At 72.0% G+C, this 22,334-nt stretch carries 22 protein-coding genes; 8 read left to right on the top strand and 14 right to left on the bottom strand.

The features are described 5' to 3' along the window. Positions 1-44 precede the first annotated feature (44 nt). From ABZX96_RS17905 to ABZX96_RS17895, 3 genes are read left to right on the top strand one after another with little or no spacing between them, the layout of a single operon-like run. A complete protein-coding gene (locus ABZX96_RS17905; protein WP_355545265.1) occupies positions 45-569 on the top strand; it encodes a PadR family transcriptional regulator in 525 nt (174 codons plus the stop codon). Beyond that, the gene (locus ABZX96_RS17900) at positions 566-1,255 is read left to right on the top strand and encodes an ABC transporter ATP-binding protein (protein ID WP_355545262.1); all 690 of its coding nucleotides are present in this window, start codon (positions 566-568) and stop codon (positions 1,253-1,255) included. Before ABZX96_RS17905 ends, ABZX96_RS17900 begins: the two co-directional genes overlap by 4 nt. Beyond that, entirely contained in the window at positions 1,252-3,642 is a 2,391-nt protein-coding gene (locus ABZX96_RS17895) for an FtsX-like permease family protein (RefSeq protein WP_355545259.1), read from the top strand. Before ABZX96_RS17900 ends, ABZX96_RS17895 begins: the two co-directional genes overlap by 4 nt. Positions 3,643-3,848: 206 nt before the next feature. Here the strand turns inward: ABZX96_RS17895 and ABZX96_RS17890 are convergent, their stop codons facing one another. Then, positions 3,849-4,817 (bottom strand): hydrogen peroxide-inducible genes activator, encoded by a 969-nt coding sequence (locus tag ABZX96_RS17890; RefSeq protein WP_355545256.1) that lies wholly within the window; start codon positions 4,815-4,817, stop codon positions 3,849-3,851. A 68-nt stretch (positions 4,818-4,885) separates the two neighbouring features. After that, positions 4,886-5,143: a hypothetical protein gene (locus ABZX96_RS17885; protein WP_355545253.1), complete on the bottom strand. Its 258-nt coding sequence runs from the start codon at positions 5,141-5,143 to the stop codon at positions 4,886-4,888. A gap of 275 nt (positions 5,144-5,418) precedes the next feature. On the opposite strand from ABZX96_RS17885, the gene ABZX96_RS17880 reads away from it, so the two are divergent. Together ABZX96_RS17880 and ABZX96_RS17875 are read left to right on the top strand one after the other, a co-directional pair. Continuing rightward, positions 5,419-5,973 (top strand): peroxiredoxin, encoded by a 555-nt coding sequence (locus ABZX96_RS17880; RefSeq protein WP_355545250.1) that lies wholly within the window; start codon positions 5,419-5,421, stop codon positions 5,971-5,973. A 4-nt stretch (positions 5,974-5,977) separates the two neighbouring features. Further along, a complete protein-coding gene (locus tag ABZX96_RS17875; RefSeq protein WP_355545247.1) occupies positions 5,978-6,511 on the top strand; it encodes an alkyl hydroperoxide reductase in 534 nt (177 codons plus the stop codon). A gap of 223 nt (positions 6,512-6,734) precedes the next feature. Here ABZX96_RS17875 and ABZX96_RS17870 read toward each other — a convergent pair whose 3' ends face one another. From ABZX96_RS17870 to ABZX96_RS17855, 4 genes are all read right to left on the bottom strand, one after another. Next, entirely contained in the window at positions 6,735-8,366 is a 1,632-nt protein-coding gene (locus ABZX96_RS17870) for an AI-2E family transporter (RefSeq protein WP_355545244.1), read from the bottom strand. Positions 8,367-8,902: 536 nt separating this feature from the next. Next, on the bottom strand, positions 8,903-9,634 hold the full coding sequence (locus tag ABZX96_RS17865; RefSeq protein WP_355545241.1) for a transglycosylase SLT domain-containing protein: 732 nt from the start codon (positions 9,632-9,634) through the stop codon (positions 8,903-8,905). A 591-nt stretch (positions 9,635-10,225) separates the two neighbouring features. Continuing rightward, positions 10,226-11,548 carry a PhoH family protein gene (locus ABZX96_RS17860; protein WP_355545238.1) on the bottom strand — a complete coding sequence of 441 codons (1,323 nt, stop codon included), beginning with the start codon at positions 11,546-11,548 and terminating at the stop codon, positions 10,226-10,228. A gap of 544 nt (positions 11,549-12,092) precedes the next feature. Then, positions 12,093-12,890 carry an isoprenyl transferase gene (locus ABZX96_RS17855; RefSeq protein WP_355545235.1) on the bottom strand — a complete coding sequence of 266 codons (798 nt, stop codon included), beginning with the start codon at positions 12,888-12,890 and terminating at the stop codon, positions 12,093-12,095. Positions 12,891-13,017: 127 nt separating this feature from the next. Here ABZX96_RS17855 and mgrA point away from each other — a divergent pair, with 127 nt between their 5' ends. Beyond that, positions 13,018-14,058, top strand: coding sequence for an L-glyceraldehyde 3-phosphate reductase (mgrA, locus tag ABZX96_RS17850; protein ID WP_355545232.1), 1,041 nt, complete (start codon positions 13,018-13,020; stop codon positions 14,056-14,058). 416 nt (positions 14,059-14,474) lie between these two features. Here mgrA and ABZX96_RS17845 read toward each other — a convergent pair whose 3' ends face one another. Beyond that, positions 14,475-15,224, bottom strand: a complete 750-nt coding sequence (locus ABZX96_RS17845) for an A24 family peptidase (RefSeq protein WP_355545229.1) — start codon at positions 15,222-15,224, stop codon at positions 14,475-14,477. Between the two features lie 126 nt (positions 15,225-15,350). On the opposite strand from ABZX96_RS17845, the gene ABZX96_RS17840 reads away from it, so the two are divergent. Continuing rightward, the gene (locus ABZX96_RS17840; protein WP_355545226.1) at positions 15,351-15,755 is read left to right on the top strand and encodes a DUF192 domain-containing protein; all 405 of its coding nucleotides are present in this window, start codon (positions 15,351-15,353) and stop codon (positions 15,753-15,755) included. Between the two features lie 65 nt (positions 15,756-15,820). Here the strand turns inward: ABZX96_RS17840 and ABZX96_RS17835 are convergent, their stop codons facing one another. Beyond that, on the bottom strand, positions 15,821-16,231 hold the full coding sequence (locus ABZX96_RS17835) for an ArsR family transcriptional regulator (RefSeq protein WP_355545223.1): 411 nt from the start codon (positions 16,229-16,231) through the stop codon (positions 15,821-15,823). A 163-nt stretch (positions 16,232-16,394) separates the two neighbouring features. Here ABZX96_RS17835 and ABZX96_RS17830 point away from each other — a divergent pair, with 163 nt between their 5' ends. Beyond that, positions 16,395-17,849, top strand: a complete 1,455-nt coding sequence (locus tag ABZX96_RS17830) for an MFS transporter (protein ID WP_355545220.1) — start codon at positions 16,395-16,397, stop codon at positions 17,847-17,849. On the opposite strand, the gene ABZX96_RS17825 is transcribed toward ABZX96_RS17830, so the two are convergent. The 6 genes from ABZX96_RS17825 to ABZX96_RS17800 form a co-directional block, all read right to left on the bottom strand. After that, a complete protein-coding gene (locus ABZX96_RS17825; RefSeq protein WP_355545217.1) occupies positions 17,744-18,985 on the bottom strand; it encodes a Cmx/CmrA family chloramphenicol efflux MFS transporter in 1,242 nt (413 codons plus the stop codon). The genes ABZX96_RS17830 and ABZX96_RS17825 overlap by 106 nt on opposite strands. 218 nt (positions 18,986-19,203) lie before the next feature. Further along, positions 19,204-19,785: a TetR/AcrR family transcriptional regulator gene (locus ABZX96_RS17820; protein ID WP_355545214.1), complete on the bottom strand. Its 582-nt coding sequence runs from the start codon at positions 19,783-19,785 to the stop codon at positions 19,204-19,206. 163 nt (positions 19,786-19,948) lie between these two features. Beyond that, positions 19,949-20,557, bottom strand: coding sequence for an OmpA family protein (locus ABZX96_RS17815; RefSeq protein ID WP_355545211.1), 609 nt, complete (start codon positions 20,555-20,557; stop codon positions 19,949-19,951). A gap of 8 nt (positions 20,558-20,565) precedes the next feature. Beyond that, on the bottom strand, positions 20,566-21,153 hold the full coding sequence (locus ABZX96_RS17810; protein WP_355545208.1) for a hypothetical protein: 588 nt from the start codon (positions 21,151-21,153) through the stop codon (positions 20,566-20,568). Between the two features lie 80 nt (positions 21,154-21,233). Beyond that, the gene (locus tag ABZX96_RS17805) at positions 21,234-21,905 is read right to left on the bottom strand and encodes a pilus assembly protein TadG-related protein (protein ID WP_355545205.1); all 672 of its coding nucleotides are present in this window, start codon (positions 21,903-21,905) and stop codon (positions 21,234-21,236) included. 23 nt (positions 21,906-21,928) lie between these two features. Beyond that, a complete protein-coding gene (locus ABZX96_RS17800) occupies positions 21,929-22,093 on the bottom strand; it encodes a hypothetical protein (protein ID WP_355545202.1) in 165 nt (54 codons plus the stop codon). Positions 22,094-22,334 lie beyond the last annotated feature (241 nt).

Genomic DNA, 22,334 nt, shown 5'->3' with positions numbered 1-22,334 from the left:
ACACGTATACACCCCGGCTACACCCACGACGTAAGGTGGTCGTCATGTCAATCGGTCATACGCTGCTGGGCCTCCTGGAGTCCGGTCCCCGCCATGGCTACGACCTCAAGCGGGCCTTCGACGAGCACTTCGGGCAGGACCGCCCGCTGCACTACGGGCAGGTCTACTCGACCATGTCGCGGCTGCTGAAGAACGGCCTGGTCGAGGTGGACGGCGTGGAGGCCGGCGCCGGTCCCGAGCGCAAGCGGTACGCGATCACGGACGCGGGCGTGACCGACGTGGCGCAGTGGCTGGCCCGCCCGGAGAAGCCCGAGCCCTACCTCCAGTCGACGCTGTACACCAAGGTGGTGCTGGCCCTGCTGACCGGCCGGGACGCCGCCGAGGTGCTGGACACCCAGCGTTCGGAGCACCTGCGGATGATGCGCGGCCTGACCGAGCGCAAGCGCAAGGGCGACCTCGCCGACCAGCTCATCTGCGACCACGCGCTGTTCCACCTGGAGGCCGACCTGCGCTGGCTGGAGCTGACCGCCGCGCGCCTGGACCGGCTCGCCGAAACGGTTCGTTCATGACGCCCGAGGGATCGCTGCTGGCCGCTCAGGGGCTGCGGAAGACGTACGGGGCGACGCCGGCGTTGGACGGGGCGGACTTCTCCATCCACCCCGGCGAGGTCGTCGCCGTCATGGGCCCCTCCGGCTCCGGCAAATCCACCCTCCTGCACTGCCTCGCCGGCATCATCCAACCCGACGAAGGCACCGTCACCTACGCCGGCCACCACCTCACCACCATGACCGACACCCAACGCTCCACCCTCCGCCGCACCGACTTCGGCTTCGTCTTCCAATTCGGCCAACTCGTCCCCGAACTCACCGCCCTCGAAAACGTCGCCCTCCCCCTCCGCCTCAACGGCACCCCCCGCAAAAAAGCCCAAGAACACGCCCACCACTGGCTCACCCGACTCGAAGTCGAGACCATCGCCCACAAACGCCCCGGCGAAATCTCCGGCGGCCAAGGCCAACGCGTCGCCGTCGCCCGCGCCCTCGCCCCCACCCCCCGCCTCATCTTCGCCGACGAACCCACCGGCGCCCTCGACACCCTCAACGGCGAACGCGTCATGAACCTCCTCACCGACGCCGCCCGCGACACCCACGCCGCCGTCGTCCTCGTCACCCACGAAACCCGCGTCGCCGCCTACTCCGACCGCGAAATCATCGTCCGCGACGGCAAGACGAGGGACATCATGGCGGGCCTGGCATGACCACCCTCGGCCTGCGCCCGGCCACCGGCGCCAGGCCGACCGCGGCCCCCGCCACCGGTCCCGCCGCCTGGGCGCGCGACCTGGCGATGGGTTTCCGGTTCGCCGTCGCGGGCGGACGCGAGGGCTGGATCCGTACGAGCCTGACGGCGCTCGCCGTGGGCCTCGGCGTCGCCGTCCTGCTGCTCGGCTCGTCCGTCCCCACCCTGATGAACGCCTGGCACACCAGGGAGAAGGCGCGCGAGAACCTGGGCCAGGCCCACGAACCGGCCCGTTCGGACACCACCCTGCGCTACGAGCGCGCCGACACCACCTTCCGCGACGAGGAGGTCCGCGGCCGACTGGTGCGGCCGGACGGCGCGCACCCGCCCCGGCCGCCCGGGGTGGCCAGGATCCCCGGGCCCGGCGAGATGGTCGCCTCCCCCGCCCTCAAGGACCTGCTGGCCTCACCCGACGGCGCCCTCCTCCGCGAACGCCTCCCCTACAAGATCAGCGGCACGATCGGGGACGAGGGCCTGCGCGGCCCCGCCGAGCTCACCTACCTCGCGAACAGCCCCGCCCTCTCCCCCTCCGCCGGATACCGCATCGACCACTTCGGCAAGGAGGAGTACCCGCGCCTGCCGATGAGCACCAAGGCCGTCCTGCTGGTGATCACGACGTGCGTGGCGCTGCTGATGCCCGTCATGGTCTTCATCGGCACCGCCGTCCGCTTCGGCGGCGAACGCCGTGAACAGCGGCTGGCCGCACTCCGCCTGATCGGCGCCGACGCGCGCGGCACGCGCCGGGTCGCCGCCGGTGAGACGCTGTTCGGCTCGCTGCTGGGGCTGGCGCTCGGCGCGGCGCTGTTCCTCGTCGCCCGGCAGTGCGCGGGCCTGGTCACCCTCTGGGACGTCAACGTCTTCCCCGCCGACGTGACGCCCGGCCCGGCGCTCGCCGCCGCGGTCGTCGTGGGGGTGCCGGTGCTGTCCGTCCTGACGACCCTGTTCGCGCAGCGCCGGCTGATCGTCGAGCCGCTGGGCGTGGTCCGCGACCGGCCGCCGGTCCGGCGCGTCCTGTGGTGGCGGCTGCTGACGCCGATCATGGGCGCCGTCCTCCTGGCGCCCACGTGGCCGGGGAGCCCGATGGACACCCCGCGGCTGGTCGCCGGGACGCTGCTGCTGCTCCTCGGCGTGACGGCGCTGCTGCCGTGGGTCGTGGAGGCGGTGGTCGGACGGCTGCGCGGCGGGCCCGTGCCGTGGGAGCTGGCCGTGCGCCGGCTCCAGCTCAGCAGCGGCGCGGCGACCCGCGCCGTCAGCGGCATCACCGTCGCGCTCACCGGGGCGATCGCCGTCCACATGCTCTTCACCGGCTTCCAGGCCGGCTTCACCTACTCGCCCGACAAGACGAACCGGCACCCGCGGCTGGAGTTCCGCGCCGCCGCGACGAGCTGGCCGGACACCCGGCGGGCGGTCGCCGATCTGCGGGACGTCCCCGGGGCGCGGGAGGCGCACGGTGTCGTCACCGCGTTCGTGAGCCCGGCGGGCGCCCGGCCCGTCACCGAGGAGTCCGGCACCGGGTCCATGGAGGGTGGCTACGTCGCCGTCGGCGACTGTGCCGCGCTGCGCACCCTGGCCGACCTCGGCTCCTGCGCCGACGGGGACGTCTTCGTCCTGGACGACGGCGTCGACGACAACGTCGCGTACGCCCGGCCCGGCGCCCGGCTCGACCTCAACCCGCCCTGGCCCGACGCGCCGAAGGGCCCGCCCCGGCCGTGGACCGTGCCGGCGTCCGCCCGGTCCGTGAACGCCGCGACCACCGACGCCCGTTCCCTCAAGCACGGCATCCTCGCCACCCCGGCGGCGCTGGACGTCTCCCGGCTCCAGGCACCCGAGATGAACCTGACCGTCGGCTTCGACCCCGCCTCCCCCGACGCGGTGGAACGCCTGCGCAACGCCGCGGCCCGCGTCGACCCGGCGGTCTTCGAGTTCCCCACCGTGCGCGACCCGTACGAGGCCCAGTACGTCGGCCTGCGCACCGGCCTGCTCGAAGGCTCCGTCGTCACCCTCGGCCTGATCGGCGCCGGCCTGATCATCTCGACCGTGGAACAGCTCCGCGAACGCCGCCGCCTGCTGTCGGCCCTCGCCGCCTTCGGCACCCCCCGCGCCACGCTCGGCTGGTCGATCCTGTGGCAGACCGCCATCCCGGTCGCCCTGGGCCTGGGGCTGGCGGTGGTCTGCGGGCTGACGCTGGGTGTCCTCCTGCTCACCAGGGCCGAGAGCCCGGTGGTGGTGGACTGGCCGATGGTGGCCGCCATGACCGGCCTCGGCGCGGGCGTGATCCTCCTCGTCACCGTCCTGAGCCTGCCGGCCCTGTGGCGCATGATGCGGCCGGACGGGCTGCGGACGGAGTAGGGGCGGGGAGTCCGTTACGGGGACGGGGACGGAGCTCCGTTAAGAGGGCGGGGGCTTCGTACGAGGACGAGGGCTTCGTACGAGAACGGCGACGGGGACGGGGACGGGGCTTCGTACAAAGGACGGGGGCGGAGGCGGGCCCCGGAACGCCCCCCGTACGGAAACGCCCGGCCCCCACCCCGCCCATCCGGAAACCCGGAGACGCCCTACTCCCCCGCCGCCCCCACCGTCCGCACCGGCAGCACTCCCATCGCCTCCCGCAGCGCGTCCGCGAACTCCTCGAACTCGCCCTGGCGCGCCGCGCCCGTCCGCATGGCCAGCGCGATCCGCCGTGAGGGGGCGGGCTCCGCGAAGTACCCGGTGGTGAGCTGGTCGTTGCGGGCCGTCTCGACCCGCAGCGCGGTGCGCGGCAGCAGCGTGACGCCGAGCCCGCCCGCGACGAGCTGCACCAGCGTGGACAGCCCGGCCGCGCTGGTGGTGACCGGCGTGCCCGCGTCCCGCCCCACCTCGCGGCAGATGTCCAGCGCCTGGTCGCGCAGGCAGTGGCCCTCGTCCAGGAGGAGCAGGTCCAGGCCCTTCAGCGCCTCCCGCGGGATGTCGCCCCGGCCGCCCAGCCAGTGGTCCTTCGGGGCGACCAGGACGAAGTCCTCGTCGAAGAGGGGGATCTCGGTGACGGCCGGGACGCCGAGCGGCACGGCGAGCAGCAGCAGGTCCAGGCGGCCGTGCGCGAGGCCGTCCAGCAGTGAGGCCGTCTGTTCCTCGTGCACCTGGAGGTCCAGGTCGGGGTAGGTGCCGCGGACCAGCCGCAGTACGGTCGGCAGCAGGTACGGCGCGACCGTCGGGATGACGCCCAGCCGCAGGACGCCGGTGAACGGCGCCCGCGCCGCCTCGACCTCCTCCATGAGGTCCCCGACCGCTTCCAGCACCGTCCGGGCCCGGGCCGCGATCCGCTCCCCGGCCGGGGACAGGAGCACCCGGCGCGTGGTGCGCTCCAGCAGCTGCACGCCGAGCGCTTCCTCCAGCGCGGACACCGAGCCCGACAGCGCGGGCTGGCTCATGCCGATATCCGCCGCGGCCTCACGGAAGTGCAGGTGTTCGGCGACCGCGGCGAACGCGCGCAGCTGCGCCAGGCTCGGCTGCCGCGCCCGTCCCCCCGGGCCCATGGGCGACGCCACTGATAGACACCTCCGATCAACCTGATCAGCCTAACCGTTTCCCCTGGTCGTCACGCGCCCCGAACGCCTCACAGCGGCCGGGTGACGTGCCCGCACCGGGAGCACACCGAGATCGGCTCCCCGTCGATGTCGCGCTGCTCCCACATCGTGTGGCGGCAGCGGGGACAGCCGCTGGTGCGGATGCCGTGCGGACCGAGGAGCGGTGGGTCCGGGGTGGCACGGACGTAGGCGGCGATCCGGTCGCGTTCGAGGGCGCGGTGGGGTCCGGACATGCGCAGCAGATGCGCGAGGCGCGTGCGGGCCTCGTCGGCGAACTCGGATGTCATCGGCTGGGGAGCGTAACGCAGTTGGTCACGCGGAGCGTCGTGATCAAGCCAGTGGCACCCGCCCGGGGGAATCGCCCCGAAGTCCCCTTCACGCCCCTCGCCCCGATATGGCTGCCGTCCGCGCCCCGCCCCGACCATCTTTTAATAAGCCTCACCAATCAAAGCCACCCCCTTCGGCTATTTCTCCGATCAATACCCCCTGTGGCACGCTATGTATTCGTCCAACCCCTCTCGTAAGACCGCAAATAGGACTTACGCAGATCAAGGAGTGCACTTTGCTCACTGTCGGTGACAAGTTCCCCGAGTTCGATCTGACCGCTTGCGTCTCTCTGGAGAAGGGCAAGGAGTTCGCGCAGATCAACCACAAGACCTACGAGGGCAAGTGGAAGATCGTCTTCGCGTGGCCGAAGGACTTCACCTTCGTGTGCCCGACCGAGATCGCCGCGTTCGGCAAGCTGAACGACGAGTTCGCCGACCGTGACGCGCAGATCCTGGGCTTCTCCGGCGACTCCGAGTTCGTGCACCACGCCTGGCGCAAGGACCACCCGGACCTCACCGACCTGCCCTTCCCGATGATGGCCGACTCCAAGCACGAGCTGATGCGCGCGCTGGGCATCGAGGGCGAGGACGGCTTCGCGCAGCGCGCCGTGTTCATCGTGGACCAGAACAACGAGATCCAGTTCACCATGGTGACCGCCGGCTCCGTCGGCCGTAACCCCAAGGAGGTCCTGCGGGTCCTGGACGCCCTGCAGACCGACGAGCTGTGCCCCTGCAACTGGAGCAAGGGCGAGGACACCCTCGACCCGGTCGCCCTGCTGGCGGGTGAGTGACCTCATGGCGCTCGACGACCTGAAGTCCGCCGTCCCGGACTTCGCCAAGGACCTGAAGCTGAACCTCGGCTCCGTCATCGGCAACAGCGACCTGCCGCAGCAGCAGCTGTGGGGCACCGTCCTGGCCTGCGCGATCGCCTCGCGCTCGCCGCGCGTGCTGCGTGAGCTGGAGCCGGAGGCCAAGGCCAACCTGTCGCCCGAGGCGTACGCCGCCGCCAAGTCGGCCGCCGCCATCATGGCGATGAACAACGTCTTCTACCGGACCCGGCACCTGCTGTCGGACCCGGAGTACGGCAACCTGCGCGCCGGCCTGCGGATGAACGTCATCGGCAACCCGGGCGTCGAGAAGGTCGACTTCGAGCTGTGGTCGCTGGCCGTCTCGGCCATCAACGGCTGCGGCATGTGCCTGGACTCGCACGAGCAGGTGCTGCGCAAGGCGGGCGTGGAGCGCGAGACGATCCTCGAAGCCGTCAAGATCGCGTCGGTGCTGCAGGCCGTCGGGGCGACCCTCGACGCCGAGGCCGTCCTCGCGGAGTGACGACGTGCTCGCCGACTTAGGCCCCTTACCGGGCGCGCCGTTGGCACGCGAAGGCCCCGTGGAATCCGGACCAACGGATTCCACGGGGCCTTTTCGCGTACCGGGGGCCTGCTCGTGAGCCACTGCGCCTTCTCGTAAGCCACCGGGCTTTCTCGTGAGCCAGCGGGCCTTCTCGCAAACCACCGGGCCCTCTCGCATACCGCCTCGCGCGGGCCCGCGAGCGCTACCGCGGCTGCTCCTCCCCCGGCGGCGGGGTCGGGGCAACGTCGATCGCCGTGGCGCCGTGCGGCTGGGGCGCCATCCGCAGCGCCTGCTCCCGGGAGTACGCCCGCAGGTAGCCGACCACGGTGTTGGTCACCGCCACCAGCGGCACCGCGACCACCGCGCCCCCGATCCCGCCGATCAGCCCGCCCGCGGCCACGGACAGGATGACGGCCAGCGGATGCACCCGCACCGCCCGGCCCAGGATGAACGGCTGGAGGATGTGCCCCTCGATCTGCTGCACCGCCAGCACCACGATCAGCACCATCAGCGCCGTGAACACGCCCTGCGTCACCAGCGCGACCACGCACGCCAGCGCGCCCGAGACCACCGCGCCGACCAGCGGGATGAAGGCGAACAGGAAGATGAAGACGGCCAGCGGCACGGCCAGCGGCACGTCGAGGAAGTACAACCCGATGCCGATGAAGATGGCGTCGATCAGCGCCACTATCACCGTGCCCCGCACATAAGCCGTCAGCGTGCGCCAGGCGCGCGGCCCCGCGCCCGCCACGCCCTCGCGCGCCGCCGCCGGGACGAGTTTGAGCGTCCAGTTCCAGATGCGCCGCCCGTCGTAGAGCAGGAACAGCGTGGTGAACATCGCCAGGAGGATGCCGGTCAGCACCTCGATGACGACGGTGACGCCCTCCAGACCGGCCGAGGTGATCGCCTCGGTGTTGGCGCCCACCGCCTCCTGGAGCGTCTTGGCGATGTTGTTGATCTGCGACTCGGTGACATGGAACGGGCTCTTGAGCAGCCATTCCTTCAGTTCGGTGATGCCCTCCTGGATGCGCCGGGAGACCGAGTCGATGTTGTCCTGGACCTGCCACACCACGAACCATCCGACCAGGCCCATGATGACGAACCCACCGATGAAGGCCAGCGCGGTGGCCAGCCCCCGGGGCACGCCCCGCCGCTTCAGCCAGGCGACGGTCGGCTGGAGCAGCGCGGTGATCAGCAGCGACGCCACGAAGGCCAGCACGACCAGGCTGATGGAGGAGATGGCCTTCGCCAGCACCCACAGCGCCCCGGCCAGCACGAGCATCCGCCACCCGGCCTCGGCGGCCACCCGCACACCCCACGGCACGGCGGCGACCGGGTCGGGCTTGGCCGACACGGCGGGCGCGTACGTGGGTGGCGGGGGCACCGACTCCGGCGCGGGCGGCGGTTCCGCCGCGGCGATGCCGCCGAAGAGCTTCGAGAAACGCTTCGTCTCCGGCCCGCCCCGCGACGCCCCGCCCGATTCGGCGGCGCCGGCCGCGGCGCGCGGACGCTCGGCGGAGGCACGGCCGGGTGCGCCGGACTCCCCGGCGCCGGTCCTTCCGTACGAGGACGGGGTGGGGGCGCCGCCCGCGTCGGCCGCCGCGTCCACAGGGTGGGACGCCGCCGACGGATCCGTGGACGAGGGCGCCCGCGAGGCTTCCGTCCCTCGGCGCCCGTCCTTGCGTTCCTTGCGCCCCTTGCGCCCCTTACGGGTCGGCTCGGCCGCGGCGTCCGGGGTCGTCCCGCCCGCGCCGCCGTCCCCGCTCCGGCCTTCCGCACCCTCGGGCTCCCCGGCCCCGGCCGCTCGGGTCGCTCCGGTCTCTCCGTGCGTCACCGGCCCCTGCCCGGTTCCTCGGCGCGCCGCTTCTCCGTGCACCGTTTCTCCGTGCGCGGAGGCATCGGCGGCGGAGCGATCGGACGATGCGTCATCGGACGACGCGTCATCGGACGCGGTGGCACCGGGCGCGGCTGCTCCGCCCACGGCACCGCGTCCACCCGCGATGTCCGCACCTGACGGGTCATCCGCACGTGACGAGCCACCTGATGAACCACCCGACGACCTCTCCCCGGCACCACCGCCCGGAGCGTCCGGATGCGCCGCCGCGTGCCCAGCACGCCCCAGCTCGTCCGTGTCGTCGTCCGCCGTCGCGGCCTCCGCTCGGCGGCGCTGGTCCTCCAGCCGCTCCGCGAGCCGCGTCAGACCGGCGCCGAGGCCACCGACCCACTGAGGCAATCTGGACATGTCGTTCCTCTTCCCCTCCCGTCCCCCATGGCTGTCAGGATGACGTTACCGGGGACTGACGTGCGAAACCCCCGACGCGGTTGCCGTCGGGGGTTTCGCAGGTCAAGCAGGTGGCACGGGCCGGGGCCTCAGTACCAGTGGTTGGCCTGCCAGAAGGCCCACGCGCCGCACGGGCTGCCGTAGCGGCTGTCGCTCATGTAGGCCAGGCCCCACTTGATCTGCGTGGCCGGGTTGGTCCGCCAGTCGGCGCCGGCGGAGGACATCTTGGAGCCGGGCAGCGCCTGCATCAGGCCGTAGGCGCCGGAGGAGGGGTTGACCGCGCGGTAGTTCCAGCCCGACTCGTGGGAGACGATGTTGGAGAAGCACTGGAACTGGTCGGCCGGGACGATCTGCCGGGCGAGCGCCTGGGTCTCGGCGACGGTGTACGAGGCCTTGGCGGTGAGGTCGCCGATGCTGTCACGGCTGGTGGAGCGGGAGACGAGGGTGCTCTCCTCGCGCTCCTTCTTCTCCTTTTCGGCCTTCTCCTTGTCGGCCTTTTCCTTGTCGGCCTTGGCCTTGGCGTCCGCCGCGTCCTTCTTCTCCTGCGCGGTGCGGGCGGCTTCCTTGCGGGCCGACTCCTGCGCGGACTTCAGGGCGGCGGCGTCCGCCTGCGCGGACTGGTCTTCGGCCTGCTGCGTCAAAGAGGCCGTCTGCACCTGGGCCTGAAGGCCCGCGGGGATGTCGGCGATCGTCAGACCGGCTGCCTCGGTGTTGGCGACCGAAGGCTGCTCACTGCCCGACGCGACACCGACCACGGCGCCGACGGTGGTGACCGCGGTGGCGGAGGCCACAGCGAATCCCCGGACCGAGATCCGGCTCACACGCTTTCCTTCCAGCATCGCCCACAAGGTGACCAAAGCGGACGCAATCGTGCCCCTGGCTCTGGCCTCCCCTTGTTCCGGCCCCGGTGGAGCAGTGGGAACGGCTGGTCACGGGAGGCACTGGCCCGGTGCGTCCCCCTCGGGGGTGCGCTTGGTGCTCGGGCGGCATACGGCAGCGCTATGAAGTTCTTCGGTTGTTCCACACCGCTGGGGGTGCTGGTGTGCCGTATGCGGGGCCTGACAGAACTGAGACTCTGCCCGAAGCGGATGCGCGGAATCAATTCCCCGTTGGGTGGGAAAGGTCACACCCTGTTTACGCCGTCAGATTTTCGGAAATGCCCACGCGACAGAACGCCGCCCGGCTAAGCTCCATCGCTTCGCCGGGCGGCGCCTTCACTCCACGCGTGGTCAGATACCTCTTGGCCGGACGAATTTGACCTTATGCCGCGTTCCGCCCCCGCCTCGCGGCAGTCGGATCATCCGCATCACGGCAGTCGGACCGTCCGTTTCACGACAACCGGATGGTTCGTTTCACGACAGTCGTATCGTCCGTTTCGCGGCAGTCGGGTCATTCGCCTCGCGGCGGTCCGATCAAATGCCACCGTCCTCCAGCATTTCCGTCACCAGCGCGGCGATCGGCGACCGCTCCGAGCGGTTCAGCGTCACGTGCGCGAAGAGCGGATGGCCCTTCAGCTTCTCGACGACCGCCACCACGCCGTCGTACCGCCCCACCCGGAGGTTGTCGCGCTGCGCCACGTCATGGGTGAGCACCACCCGCGAATTGGCGCCGATCCGGGAGAGCACCGTCAGCAGGACGTTGCGCTCCAGGGACTGGGCCTCGTCCACGATGACGAACGCGTCGTGCAGCGACCGGCCGCGGATGTGGGTGAGCGGCAGCACCTCCAGCATCCCGCGCGAGACCACCTCCTCGATGACCTCCGAGGTCGTCACGGCGGAGAGGGTGTCGAAGACCGCCTGCGCCCACGGGTTCATCTTCTCGGCCTCGGTGCCCGGCAGGTAGCCCAGCTCCTGCCCGCCCACCGCGTACAGCGGCCGGAAGACCATCACCTTGCGGTGCTGGCGGCGCTCCAGCACGGCCTCCAGCCCCGCGCACAGCGCAAGCGCCGACTTGCCGGTGCCGGCCCGGCCGCCCATGGAGACGATGCCGACCTCCTGGTCCAGCAGCAGGTCCAGCGCCACGCGCTGCTCCGCGCTGCGCCCGTGGATGCCGAACGCCTCCCGGTCGCCGCGCACCAGCCGCACGGCGCCGTCGGCCGTGACCCGCCCCAGCGCCCGGCCGCGTTCCGACTGGAGGACGAGTCCGGTGTGCACGGGGAGTTCGGCCGCCTCGGGCACGTACGTCCGCTCCTGGGAGAAGAGGTCGTCGACCTGCTCGGCGGTGATGGCCAGCTCCGCCATGCCCGTCCAGCCGGAGTCGGTGATGGCCAGCTCGGCGCGGTACTCCTCGGCCAGCAGTCCGACCGACGACGCCTTGATGCGCAGCGGCAGGTCCTTGGAGACGACCGTGACGTCGTACCCCTCGGCCTGGAGGTTGCGGGCCACCGCCAGGATGCGGGAGTCGTTGTCGCCGACGCGGAACCCGGCCGGCAGCACCCCTGGATCGGTGTGGTTCAGCTCGACCCTCAGGGTGCCGCCCAACTCGCCGATCGGGATCGGGGCGTCCAGCCGCCCGAACCGCACGCGGTACTCGTCCAGCAGGCGCAGGGCCTGACGGGCGAAGTACCCGAGTTCCGGGTGGTGCCTCTTGGCCTCCAGTTCCGTGACCACGACGACGGGCAGCACGACTTCGTGCTCGTCGAAGCGGGCCATGGAGTGCGGATCCGCCAGCAGGACGCTGGTGTCGAGGACGTAGGTGCGCCGGCCGTTCTCACGGCGTTGCTTGCTGTTCACCACGGGTGGACGAACCCCCTCGGATGAGATCGGGGTGCGACGGCGTCGCGGGGGACGGGACCGGGCTCAGGCCACGATGCGCGGGCCGAGCGCCGGCCCTCCGCGTCGGCCGTGCGATCCGCACGATCCTCCGTGCTGGGCAAAGGGCCTCCCGGGCGGGCGGCGTGGGGCCGACCGCTGAGATACGGCATCCGCCGACAGGTCTTACCGGATGCCGACCTGGAAGGGATATTCCCGCGAATACGTACACCCATGCAATGGCGGACGGCGCACAGACGGTGAACGATTGGTTACAGGGAATGGCGGGCCGAGAAGACACTCCTGAGGTGGCGGCAAAACACGCCGAACCACGCGTACGGAGCGTAGGCGGCGTACGGAGCGTAGCCACCGGAAGGCATGCGGTCCCCCGCATACAACCCCCGCGCGCCGAAGCCGCTTTTCGGCCCTCTTGGGCGTCCGGGGCCTTTCCCGCCTTTCCGGCCGGCCGGGACGAACCACCGGTGCCGCCGGAAAGGCGGAAAAGCGACGAGGAGACCGGAAGGAATCCTCAGAATCCGTAACGGCGGTGCCGCGCCGCGTAGTCGCGCAACGCGCGCAGGAAGTCGACCTTGCGGAACGCGGGCCAGAAGACCTCGCAGAAGTAATACTCGGAGTGCGCGCTCTGCCACAGCATGAAACCGGACAGCCGCTGTTCGCCGCTGGTGCGGATCACCAGGTCCGGGTCGGGCTGGCCGCGCGTGTAGAGGTGCTCGGAGATCATGTCGATGCTGACGATCTCCGCCAGCTCCTCGAAGGTGGTGCCGCGCTCGGCGTGCTCCATCAGGAGGGAGCGCACCGCGTCCGCGATCTCCTGCCGCCCGCCGTAGCCGACCGCGACGTTCACCAGGATGCCGTCGTGGTCGAGGGTGGCCTGCTCGGCCTCTTTCAGTACGCGCTGCGTCTCGGCGGGGAGGAGGTCCATCGTGCCGACGTGGTGCACCCGCCAGCGGCCGTCGGCCGCCAGGCCGCGCACGGTGTTCTCGATGATGCCGAGGAGTGGGGTCAGCTCCTTCTCGGGGCGGTCGAGGTTGTCCGTGGAGAGCAGCCAGAGGGTGACGACCTCGACGTCGGTCTCCTCGCACCAGCCCAGCAGCTCGGAGATCTTCTTGGCACCGGCCTGGTGCCCCTGTTCGGTGGTCCGGCCGTCGGCGCGGGCCCAGCGGCGGTTGCCGTCGAGGATGACGCCGATGTGCTTGGGGACCTGGGCGTGGTCGAGGCGGCCCTCGACCCGGCGTGCGTACAGCCGGTAGACCAGGTTGCGCAGTGCAGGGGGGTACGGGATGCGCTTCCCGGAAAATCGCAGCATGTGTGGTCCAGCCCCTCCGTGCCGAAAAAATGGCGGTCGCCCCGTCGCCTCAAGGCGGCAACTTTACTTCTCAGGCGACGCGCCGACCCAATCAGGTGTGTCACAACTCCGTGATAAGGAGATGACCATGACTGGCACCTCTCCTTTTCACGCCGCGGCCACCCGCTATGACTCGATGGAGTACCGGCGAACCGGTCGCAGTGGCCTCAAGCTTCCGGCCGTCTCGCTGGGCTTGTGGCACAACTTCGGTGACGACCGCACGCTGGAGTCCCAGCGCGCCATCCTGCGCCGCGCGTTCGACTTGGGCGTGACCCACTTCGACCTGGCGAACAACTACGGCCCGCCGCCCGGTTCCGCGGAGCTGAACTTCGGCAAGCTCTTCGCCCAGGATTTCCGCCCGTACCGCGACGAGCTGGTCCTTTCCACGAAGGCCGGCTATCTCATGCATCCCGGTCCGTACGGCGAATGGGGATCGCGGAAATACCTGCTCTCCTCACTCGACGCCTCGCTGAAGCGGATGGGCGTTGATTATGTCGACATCTTCTACTCGCACCGCTTCGATCCGGACACCCCGCTGGAGGAGACGATGGGCGCCCTCACGTCCGCCGTCCAGCAGGGCAAGGCCCTGTACGTGGGCGTCTCCTCGTACACCTCCGAGCAGACCCGCGAGGCGGCCCGCATCCTGCGGGAGATGGGGATACGGCCCCTGATCCACCAGCCGTCGTACTCGATGATCAACCGCTGGACCGAGGACGACGCCCTGCTGGACACGCTGGAGGCCGAGGAGATGGGCTGCATCGCCTTCGCCCCGCTGGCGCAGGGGATGCTGACCGACAAGTACCTGAACGGCAGCATCCCGGAGGGCTCGCGCGCCTCCCAGGGCAAGTCGCTGAACCCGGCGCTGCTGTCCGAGGAGGTCGTCCGGCGGCTGCGCGGCCTGGACGAGATCGCGCGGCGGCGCGGCCAGTCGCTGGCCCAGATGGCCCTGGCCTGGGTGCTGCGCGACCCGCGGATGACCTCGGCCCTGATCGGCGCGAGCAGCGTGGCGCAGCTGGAGGCCAACGTGGCGGCGCTCGGCGCGCCGGCGCTCACGGACGCCGAACTCGCGGAGATCGACAAGTTCGCGACCTCGACGGATGGGGTGAACATCTGGGCGGGGCGGCGCTGAGCGGGGTGTGACCTGAGGGGGGCCGGGGGCCGGGGTGCCGGAGAGTCTGGGAGCCGCGGGTCGTGAGCTGTGACTCGGCGGTCCCGCGGGTCGGCGGTCCTGTGGCCCTGCGGCTCGGCGGCTCCGCGGTGGACCCGGGGCTCGGCCGACGTTCAGGGTCGGCGTCCGGGTCCGGCATCCGCGCCCCGTACGGGAAAACGTACGGATGGACGTGCGCACGTACGGCCGATTCCTTGCGGTCGTCCCCCTTGCGCGCGGCGCCCGAGGCCCCGGAACGATCACTTCCGCCGCACAACAAAAAGCGGGCCGGTCCGTGGGGGGGATACGGACCGGCCCGAGGGGGGGCTTCCACCATAACCCCGTCCGAGGGGTGCTGCGTGCACATACGGCGATTCCGGCGTGGTCCGGTTCGGAAATCACCCCACCGTGGCACCCCCCAGGAGCACCCCGCACCCCGCCCCAATGATCATGAAAGGCCCGTACGGCACCGCCGATTTACGGCCACCGCGCCCGGTCAGCAGCAGCCCCGCGCCGTACACCGCGCCGAGCAGCAGCCCCAGGAATCCCCCCGCGAGGACCACCGTCCACCCGTACCACCCAAGAGCGACCCCCAGCCCGAGCGCCAGCTTGACGTCCCCCAGTCCCATGCCGGCCGGGTTGATCACGTACAGCACGCCGTAGAAGCCACCGAGGGCCAGTCCGCCCAACAGCGCCCCGCCCCAGGACCCGGCCGCGCCCGGCAGCGCCGACAGGACGCCCAGCAGGAGCGCGGCACCGGCCGCGAGCGGCAGCGTCAGCGCGTCCGGCAACCGGTGCACCCTCCGGTCCACGGCCCCCAGCAGCACCGCGACCGGCGCCATCAGCAACCAGGCGGCCAGCTCCGGCCGCGGCCCGGTGGCCCCGGCCAGCACCCCGCAGACCACGGCGGTGAGGGCGGCGGTACCGAGGGCGGCGGGGCCATAGGGCCCGGACGCGCGCGGGCCGCAGGCGCGGCAGCGGGCCGGGCCCAGCCAGCCGTACGCGGGCCCGGTGATCGGGTGGCCGCCCGGGCACGTCGTCCGCCACGCCTCCTCCGGCGGGACGGACAGCCGGTGGACCGGACGCGGTAGGAGCAGCCCGGCCGCGGCACCGTACGCGGCGGCGAGAACCATCAGCATCACAGGCACGGCCCGACCCTAGGGCGATGGTGTGCCCCGTTCGTAAGGCACTTTTGCGCTGGGTGGCGTCTGCGTCCGCCGGTTTCGTCGACGGGCGCTTCCCTTGTCGCGTGGTGACGTTGTAGAACGCCGCTCATGGCGCGCTGGCAGAACGGCTCGGGGTTCCTCCGCTTCGTGGCGGTACCGGTGGACGGCGAGAACGGCGGGGACGGTGCGGGCCGTCATCGGGGCCGGGAGGTCGTCGTCCCGCTGGAGATCGCCGCGTCCTACCGGGCGCGGAGCCGGGGCCTGCTGGGGCGGGACGGGGTGGACGGGGCGCTGCTGCTGTCGCCGGCGAGCGGAGTGCACACCTTCGGGATGCGGTTTCCGATCGATGTCGCCTACCTGGGACGGGACCTGACCGTTCTCGCCGTCCGCACCATGCGGCCGGGGCGCCTGGGGCTCCCCCGGCCCCGCTCCCGCCATGTGCTGGAGGCGGAGGCGGGGGCGATGGCCCGGTGGGGGCTGGGCGCGGGCGTACGGGTGACGGTGGACGAGTGACGGTGGACGGCGAGGGCTGACGGACGCGCCGCCTGCCCCTCCCCAGACCGATCGCCCCGCGCGCTTCACCCCTCCCAGGCGGCCACCAGTGCCAGCAGTCCGGGGAAGCGGGCTTCGAGGTCGTCGACGCGGACGTGGCTGCGCCGTTCCAGGCCGTACTGGCGCTGCCGGATCAGTCCGGCCTCGCGCAGGGCGCGGAAGTGGTGGGTGAGCGTGGACTTGGGGCGGTCCAGGCCGAGCCAGCCGCAGGGGTGGTCGAAGGCGTCCGAGTGGAGCAGCAGTTCCCGGACGATGTGCAGCCGCAACGAATCGCTGAGGGCACCCATTACCGCTTCGAGCCGCAGTTCCTCGCGGGCCGGCTCGGGGAGGGGGTCGGGCGCGCCGGACGGAACCGGGCGTTCCGCGAAGGGCGGGCGAGCGGCGGTGGCGGACCGATCCCCAGTGGGGTCGGGCGGGGCCGCGTTCCGAGAGGTCATGGGTGCTGCCGTCCCTTCGGTGGGCGGAGCCGGCGGGAGACCCTCCGGCCGACGGTGAACGATCCCTTGTACGACTTGCATCGTACTGCGCAGACCCTGTACGACTTTGCTCTACAGCTTGTACGACTGAACTCGTACAGGCCCGCATCAGGAGGGGACCGCCATGCCCACAGCTCTGCCGTCCGCGCGCCCGGCCCATGCTTTACCCGCGCCCACGCGGCACCGGTCCGCCGCGGACCGCGCCGGGGAAACGCCGCCGCTCGACGGCCGGAGGGAGGGGCGGCCGGACGGGGGCGTGCGCACACGGGAGATCTGGTGGGCGGCCTGGCCGGTCTTCGCCGTCTTCGTCCTGTCGAACGCGGCGATGCCCCTGTACGGGATCTGGCAGCACCGGCTCGGCTTCACCTCCGGCACGCTGACCGTCGTCTACGCCGCCTATATGGCCGGGATGCTCGGCGCGCTGCTGGTGGCGGGGGTGGCCGCGGACCGGATCGGCCGCAAACCCGTCCTGATCCCCGCGCTGCTGGCGGCGCTGGCCGCCTGCCTGCTCTACGCGACCGCCGGGTCGGTGGCCGCGCTGTTCGCGGCCCGATTCCTGACCGGACTCGCGGCCGGATCCGCCGTGTCGGCCGGGATGGCGGCGGTCACCGACCTCGCCGCCGGGCGGCGGATCGGGCCGCTGCTGGCCGCGGCGGCGACGGCGCTGGGCGCCGGCACCGGTCCGCTGCTGGCGGGTGCGCTCTCACAGACGGCGCCCGCTCCGACGGTGACCGTCTTCGCCGTCGAGGCCGTCCTGCTGCTCACGGCGCTGGGCGCGGTGGCGCGGATGCCACTGCCCGGCCGCCGGGCGGGGCGACGCTCGGGAGCGGGGGTGAGGACGGGGACGAGTGTGGCGGCCGGTACGACGTCGGCACCCAGGAACACGGGAACGGGCCCGGCAGCCAGCATCGCGGACACGGGAACGGGAACGGCCCCGGCGGCCAGGAACACGGACGCGGCGTCCCAGGGTGCCGACGGCGCCAGGGCAGCCGGTTCCTGGGTGCGCGTGCCGTCCGTGCCGCGTGCCAACCGCCGCCATCTGGCCCTCGCCTTCGCGGCGTTCGTCCCGGGCCTCACCTCCACCTCGTTCGTCCTCTCGCTCGGGCCGTCGCTGCTGACCGGCCTCCTCGGGACCACCGACCGCGCGGTCGCGGGCGCGCTGGCCTTCGTGATGTTCGGTGCGGCGGTGGGCGCGCAGTTCGCGGTGCGGCGGCTGGCCGTCCGCACGATGCTGCTGGTCTCCGGCGCCGCCACGGTGGCCGCCGTGCTCGGGCTGGTCACGGCGGTGTGGACCGGGGCGCTCGCCCCGCTGGCGGTGGCCGCCGTGCTGGCGGGCGCGGCGCAGGGCACGGGGCAGTTCGGCGGGCTCACCCTGCTCGGCCGCGAGGTGCCGGCCGCGCGCCGGGCCGAGGCGAACGCCGCGTTCAACGCGGGCGGTTACCTGGTCGCCGGCGCGCTCCCCGTCGCGGCGGGCTACCTCAGCGACGCGGTCGGGCTCTCGTCGGGAACCACCGTCTTCGGGCTGGTGGTGGCGGCGCTGGCGGTCGCGGGCGGGACGCTGGTCGCCGCGCGCCGCTGAAGCGCGGCGGCCCAGGCCGTGGCCGCGAGCCCGGCCGCCCCCACCCCGGCCCCGACCCACGCCACGGACGCGAAGCCGTACCCCGCGTCGATGGCCAGGCCGCCGAGCATCGGCGTCAGGGTGATGCCGACGTTGAACGCCGAGGTGTTGACGGCGGGGACGAGGGTCGGCGCGTCCGGCGCGAGCGCGAACACCCGGGTCTGCAGCGAGGGGTTGGTGACGTATCCGGTCACGCCGAGGACGAAGACCAGGACGACGACGACGACCAGGTTCGCCGCCGTCAGGGCGAGCAGCGCGGAGGCGACGGTGAGCACGCCGACCCCGAGGGCGAGGGTGCGCAGGGGGCTGCGGTCGGCGGTGCGCCCGCCGATGGTCATCCCGAGCAGACCGCCGACCCCGTACAGCGCGAGCACCGCCGGCACCAGCGGCTCCGGCAGACCGCTGACCTCGGTCAGCAGCGGCGCGAGGTAGCTGAAGGTGACGATGCCGGCGCCGAAGCTCAGCAGGGTGACGAGGTAGGAGACCCACAGCGCCGGGCGCGCCAGACCCCGCAGCTCGGCACGGACGGACGGCGTCGCCCCGCTGCCGGGCCGCCCTGCGGGCAGCGCCACCAGCAACGACACCAGGCTCAGCGCGGTCAGCGCGACCACGGCCCAGAAGGCGGCCCGCCAGCCCACGTGCTGGCTCAGGAGCGTCCCCGCCGGCACCCCGACGATCGTGGCGAGGGTCAGCCCCGACCCGACGACGGACAGCGCCTTGCCCCTCACCTCCTCCGGTACCAGGCTCGCCGCCGTCCCCGCCGCCACGCTCCAGAACCCGGCGTACGCGAACGCGCTGACCACCCGGGTCGCGAACAGCACCTCGTACCCCGGAGCCAGCGCCCCGACGACGTGCCCGGCGATGAAGACGAGTTGGAACCCGAGCAGCGCCGTACGCCGTGGCAGCCGCAGCGTGGCCACGGCCAGCAGGGGGGCACCGACGACCATGCCGATGGCGAAGGCGGAGACCAGCAGGCCCGCTTCGGGGATGGAGACGTGCAGGTCGGTGGAGACGTTGGGGATCAGTCCGGCGAGCATGAACTCGGACGTGCCTTGGGCGAAGATCGCCAGGCCGAGGAGATAGACGACGGGGGGCATCGGGGTGCTCCTGTGGGTGGGTGAAAGACAGGAATGGGGGAACGATCAGTCCAGAACGTGGACACGCGAAAGCACCGGAAGCGGGAAGGGTCGCGCCGGATCACTCGGGAGGCAGGGACGCAGGGACGCAAGGAGGCAAGGAGGCCAGGGAGGCAAGGAGACAGGCACGACCGCACCGCGGCCGTGACGAAGATCTACAAGGGTCGGCGGCCCGCGCCTCAGAACGCGGCCAGCGCCGTGTCCGCGACCGACTCCAGCGCCGCCCGGCCCGCGCCGCAGCGCGCCGACACGCGCAGTCCGCTGATGGTCGCGATGACCAGGTGCGCGAGGGCGCGGGAGTCCTTGTCGGCGGCGATGTCACCGTCCCGCTTGCCCGCGTCGATGGCGGCCCGGAGGGCGGAGAGCCGTTCGCCGTAGTCGCGGGCGAGGGTGCCCGCGATCTCCCGGTCGCGCGCGGCCACTTCGATGGCCGACTTCACGACCAGGCAGCCGCGCCCCTCCTCACGGGGCGGGTACTCTTCGTCGATGATCCGCTGAAACAGGGTGCGGATCTTGCGGTGGACGGGCAGTTCGCTTTCCAGCAGCGCGAACGTCTCGGCGTTCTTGCGCTCCATGAAGCGGGCGAGCGCCCGTTCGTACAGGTCGCGCTTGCTGTTGAAGGCGCTGTAGATGCTGCTCCGCGCCAGGCCGGTGGCCTGACACAGGTCCTGGGTGGACGTCGCTTCATAGCCGGCGGCCAGGAACGCCTCCAACGCGGCGTCGACCGCCCGCTCCACATCGAACTGCCGGGGACGGGCCATGGCAGGACGCTAACAGTTGGTGGATCGATCAGTCCACCAAATCGCGCGCGGATCTCACGCTTCGGGAGGCGGACGAGTTCCCGGGCCCACGGTCGACGCCCGGCCGACCCGCTTCCGCCCCCCAACAGGCCCGCCTTCACGGACCCGTGCGACTGGCCCGCCCTCACGGACCCGTGCGGGGGAAGCTCACCTCGACCCGGCGGTTCTTCTTGCGGCCCTCCTCCGTGGCGTTGTCGGCGATCGGGTACTGCTCGCCGTAGCCGCGGATCTGGAAGGTGAGGGAGGAGTCCAGCGCCTTGGCCAGCTCCCGCTGCACGGCGTTGGCCCGCTGCTTGGAGAGGGTCAGGCCGTGCGCGGCGGACCCAAGGTCGTCGGTGAACCCGAAGACGCGCAGCGTCTTGGCGTTCTGCCGTTTGATCTCGTCGGCGATGGTGCCGATCCGGTCCAGCGCGTCCGGCGAGAGCGCGGCGCTGTCCTTCCCGAAGAGCACCTCGGCCTGGAGGGCGAAGGTCACGTTGGAGTTGGTGTCCTGCCGCCGCTCGGAACCGTCGTCGGTCTCCACGACGGACTTGATGTTGAGCACCTTCGCGGGGGCGAGGGTGGCGCCCTGCACCATGCGAAGGTCGGGGTCGCGGGGGTCGATTTCGACGGGTGGGGCGGAGTCTTCGGTCACGCCCGGCGGATCCTGGGCGTACGCGACGGATGCCGGCACGGTCAGGGCGAGGGCGAGGGCCGTGATGACGGCCGTACGAGCGGCGTACGTCGCGGTCATCGTCCCGCTCACTCCGTGATCTGGAGGGTGACGGTCGGCATGGTGGGGAGCTGGAAGTCGACTTCGGTGACCTTCTGCGGCGGGGCGGGGAATTGGGCGAACACCGGGCGGGACGCGCCGGGCCGCAAGCCGCTGAGCCCCGTCGTGCACAGGCATTCGCCGCTGGTGTCCCGCAGCACCAGGTAGCGCTTCTTGCCCGCCTTGTCGACCAGCGTGGCCCCGGACAGGGACGAACGCGACCGCATCTCCGTCTCACGCGACCGCCAGTCGATCGCGTTGAAGACCCGGGTGCCGTGGTTCGTCACCGTCCCGCTCACCGTGACGAAGCCGCCCGAGTCGCGGACCGCGGAGTGCAGCGCGATGACGATCCCGTCCGCGCCCTTCATCTCGCCGATGACCCGTCTGGTGTCGGCGGCCGGCTCGTCGGGCCCGTTGTCCTTCGGGGCCGGCGAGCCGGCCCGGGGCGTGGTCGTCCCGCCTTCCCGGGCCTGCCCGCCGCCCTCGCCGCCACAACCGGCCGCAGTGAGGGCGAGGCCGACGGCGGTCGCCAGGGCTGCTGCCCCCCTGGCCACCCTCGTGGTGCGCCGCATGCTCATGGTCGCGAATCCTTTGGTCGTCATCCGGTCGTCGTGCACTGCCGCCCTCCCCCACCGCCCGGGCACGCCGCTCGCTCCGCTCACTCCGTGAGGCGTACGGAGAAGAGGTCGGACGCCTCCGGAAGGTCCTGCGGATGCGCCGGGTCCACCGTCCATTCCTTGCCTTCGCAAAGAAGGCGCACGGGAGCCGGGCCGTCCCCTTGTCCGTCGTCGCCATCGTCGCCGCCGGTGGCCGGGGGCGTGGCGGACGAACTGGGGGACGGGCTGGGCGTGGGCCCTGGCCGGAGGGAACAGCGCGGTTCGACCACCGACGTGGCGGCGGCCTCGGCGTGCGTACTCTCCGTCACGTCGACGACGGAATGCCCGACCGTGTCGTCGGTGGTGACCTTCACGGCGAACGACGTGGGCCACGAGGAGGGCTCACACGTGGCGCCGGCCCGGTTGCGCTGGGCGAACCGTTCGGCCTGCGCGCAGGCCTCGCCGGACCCGATGCCGCGCCCGTCCAGCAGGTCGCCCGGGTCCGTACCGCTCAGCAACGCGTCGAGGAGCCCTTCACCGAGCTGATCCCGGTACTTCTGGCCCGCGGCGAGCGCCGCCGCGTCGGCCGCCGACTGCGCGTCGTTCCGTTTCGCCGCCGCCTGCCCGACGGCGAAGAAGGCGAACGCGAGGAAGAGCAGGCCCGCCACCGCGACGATGTAGAAGGGGAGGGCCTGCCCCGCGTCGCGCCGCCCGGGGCCGGTTGAGTGGGTCATGCCCGCGACCGGATGGCGCCCCGCTAGACGCCGACCACCTGGGAGATCTTGTCCGCGATGGCGTTGGCGATCTGGCTGCCGAAGTCCGTGGTCGCCAGGACCAGGACGATGGCCACCACCACCGCGATGATGCCCAGGTACTCGATCGAGGTCTGTCCCCGGTCGTTCCCCAAAACCCGCTTCGCCATCGTGTTCCCCTCCAAGGGAGGCCGGGCCGTTGCGGTCCGGCTGGTCGGTCCCCGTGGTGTCATCGCGCACAGGAGCGATCGCGACACGAGAAACGTACGCCGGAACACCCGCCCCGGAACAGGCCGCCCGTCCCGATTCCCTTGCCCCGGGGGCGAGTCGGCGGCTCGGTGTCACCGGGTGTTGGTGTGGCCGCCGCCTGGCGTCCGGTGTCACTCGACCCACCCCCGTTCAGCCGTCGTC

Origin of the sequence: Streptomyces sp. NPDC003077 (assembly GCF_040611095.1) — a bacterium.
GTDB lineage: Bacteria > Actinomycetota > Actinomycetes > Streptomycetales > Streptomycetaceae > Streptomyces.
This window is presented reverse-complemented; position numbering and strand designations above follow the sequence as displayed.

Excerpts from the sequence above, each read along its gene's own strand:
- ABZX96_RS17905 (WP_355545265.1), top strand. The coding sequence starts at position 45 with ATGTCAATCGGTCATACGCTGCTGGGCCTCCTGGAGTCCGGTCCCCGC.
- ABZX96_RS17900 (WP_355545262.1), top strand. The coding sequence starts at position 566 with ATGACGCCCGAGGGATCGCTGCTGGCCGCTCAGGGGCTGCGGAAGACG.
- ABZX96_RS17895 (WP_355545259.1), top strand. The coding sequence starts at position 1,252 with ATGACCACCCTCGGCCTGCGCCCGGCCACCGGCGCCAGGCCGACCGCG.
- ABZX96_RS17885 (WP_355545253.1), bottom strand. The coding sequence starts at position 5,143 with ATGACATCCGAGTTCGCCGACGAGGCCCGCACGCGCCTCGCGCATCTG.
- ABZX96_RS17875 (WP_355545247.1), top strand. The coding sequence starts at position 5,978 with ATGGCGCTCGACGACCTGAAGTCCGCCGTCCCGGACTTCGCCAAGGAC.
- ABZX96_RS17855 (WP_355545235.1), bottom strand. The coding sequence starts at position 12,890 with ATGCTGCGATTTTCCGGGAAGCGCATCCCGTACCCCCCTGCACTGCGC.
- mgrA (WP_355545232.1), top strand. The coding sequence starts at position 13,018 with ATGACTGGCACCTCTCCTTTTCACGCCGCGGCCACCCGCTATGACTCG.
- ABZX96_RS17840 (WP_355545226.1), top strand. The coding sequence starts at position 15,351 with ATGGCGCGCTGGCAGAACGGCTCGGGGTTCCTCCGCTTCGTGGCGGTA.
- ABZX96_RS17835 (WP_355545223.1), bottom strand. The coding sequence starts at position 16,231 with ATGACCTCTCGGAACGCGGCCCCGCCCGACCCCACTGGGGATCGGTCC.
- ABZX96_RS17830 (WP_355545220.1), top strand. The coding sequence starts at position 16,395 with ATGCCCACAGCTCTGCCGTCCGCGCGCCCGGCCCATGCTTTACCCGCG.
- ABZX96_RS17825 (WP_355545217.1), bottom strand. The coding sequence starts at position 18,985 with ATGCCCCCCGTCGTCTATCTCCTCGGCCTGGCGATCTTCGCCCAAGGC.
- ABZX96_RS17820 (WP_355545214.1), bottom strand. The coding sequence starts at position 19,785 with ATGGCCCGTCCCCGGCAGTTCGATGTGGAGCGGGCGGTCGACGCCGCG.
- ABZX96_RS17815 (WP_355545211.1), bottom strand. The coding sequence starts at position 20,557 with ATGACCGCGACGTACGCCGCTCGTACGGCCGTCATCACGGCCCTCGCC.
- ABZX96_RS17810 (WP_355545208.1), bottom strand. The coding sequence starts at position 21,153 with ATGAGCATGCGGCGCACCACGAGGGTGGCCAGGGGGGCAGCAGCCCTG.
- ABZX96_RS17805 (WP_355545205.1), bottom strand. The coding sequence starts at position 21,905 with ATGACCCACTCAACCGGCCCCGGGCGGCGCGACGCGGGGCAGGCCCTC.
- ABZX96_RS17800 (WP_355545202.1), bottom strand. The coding sequence starts at position 22,093 with ATGGCGAAGCGGGTTTTGGGGAACGACCGGGGACAGACCTCGATCGAG.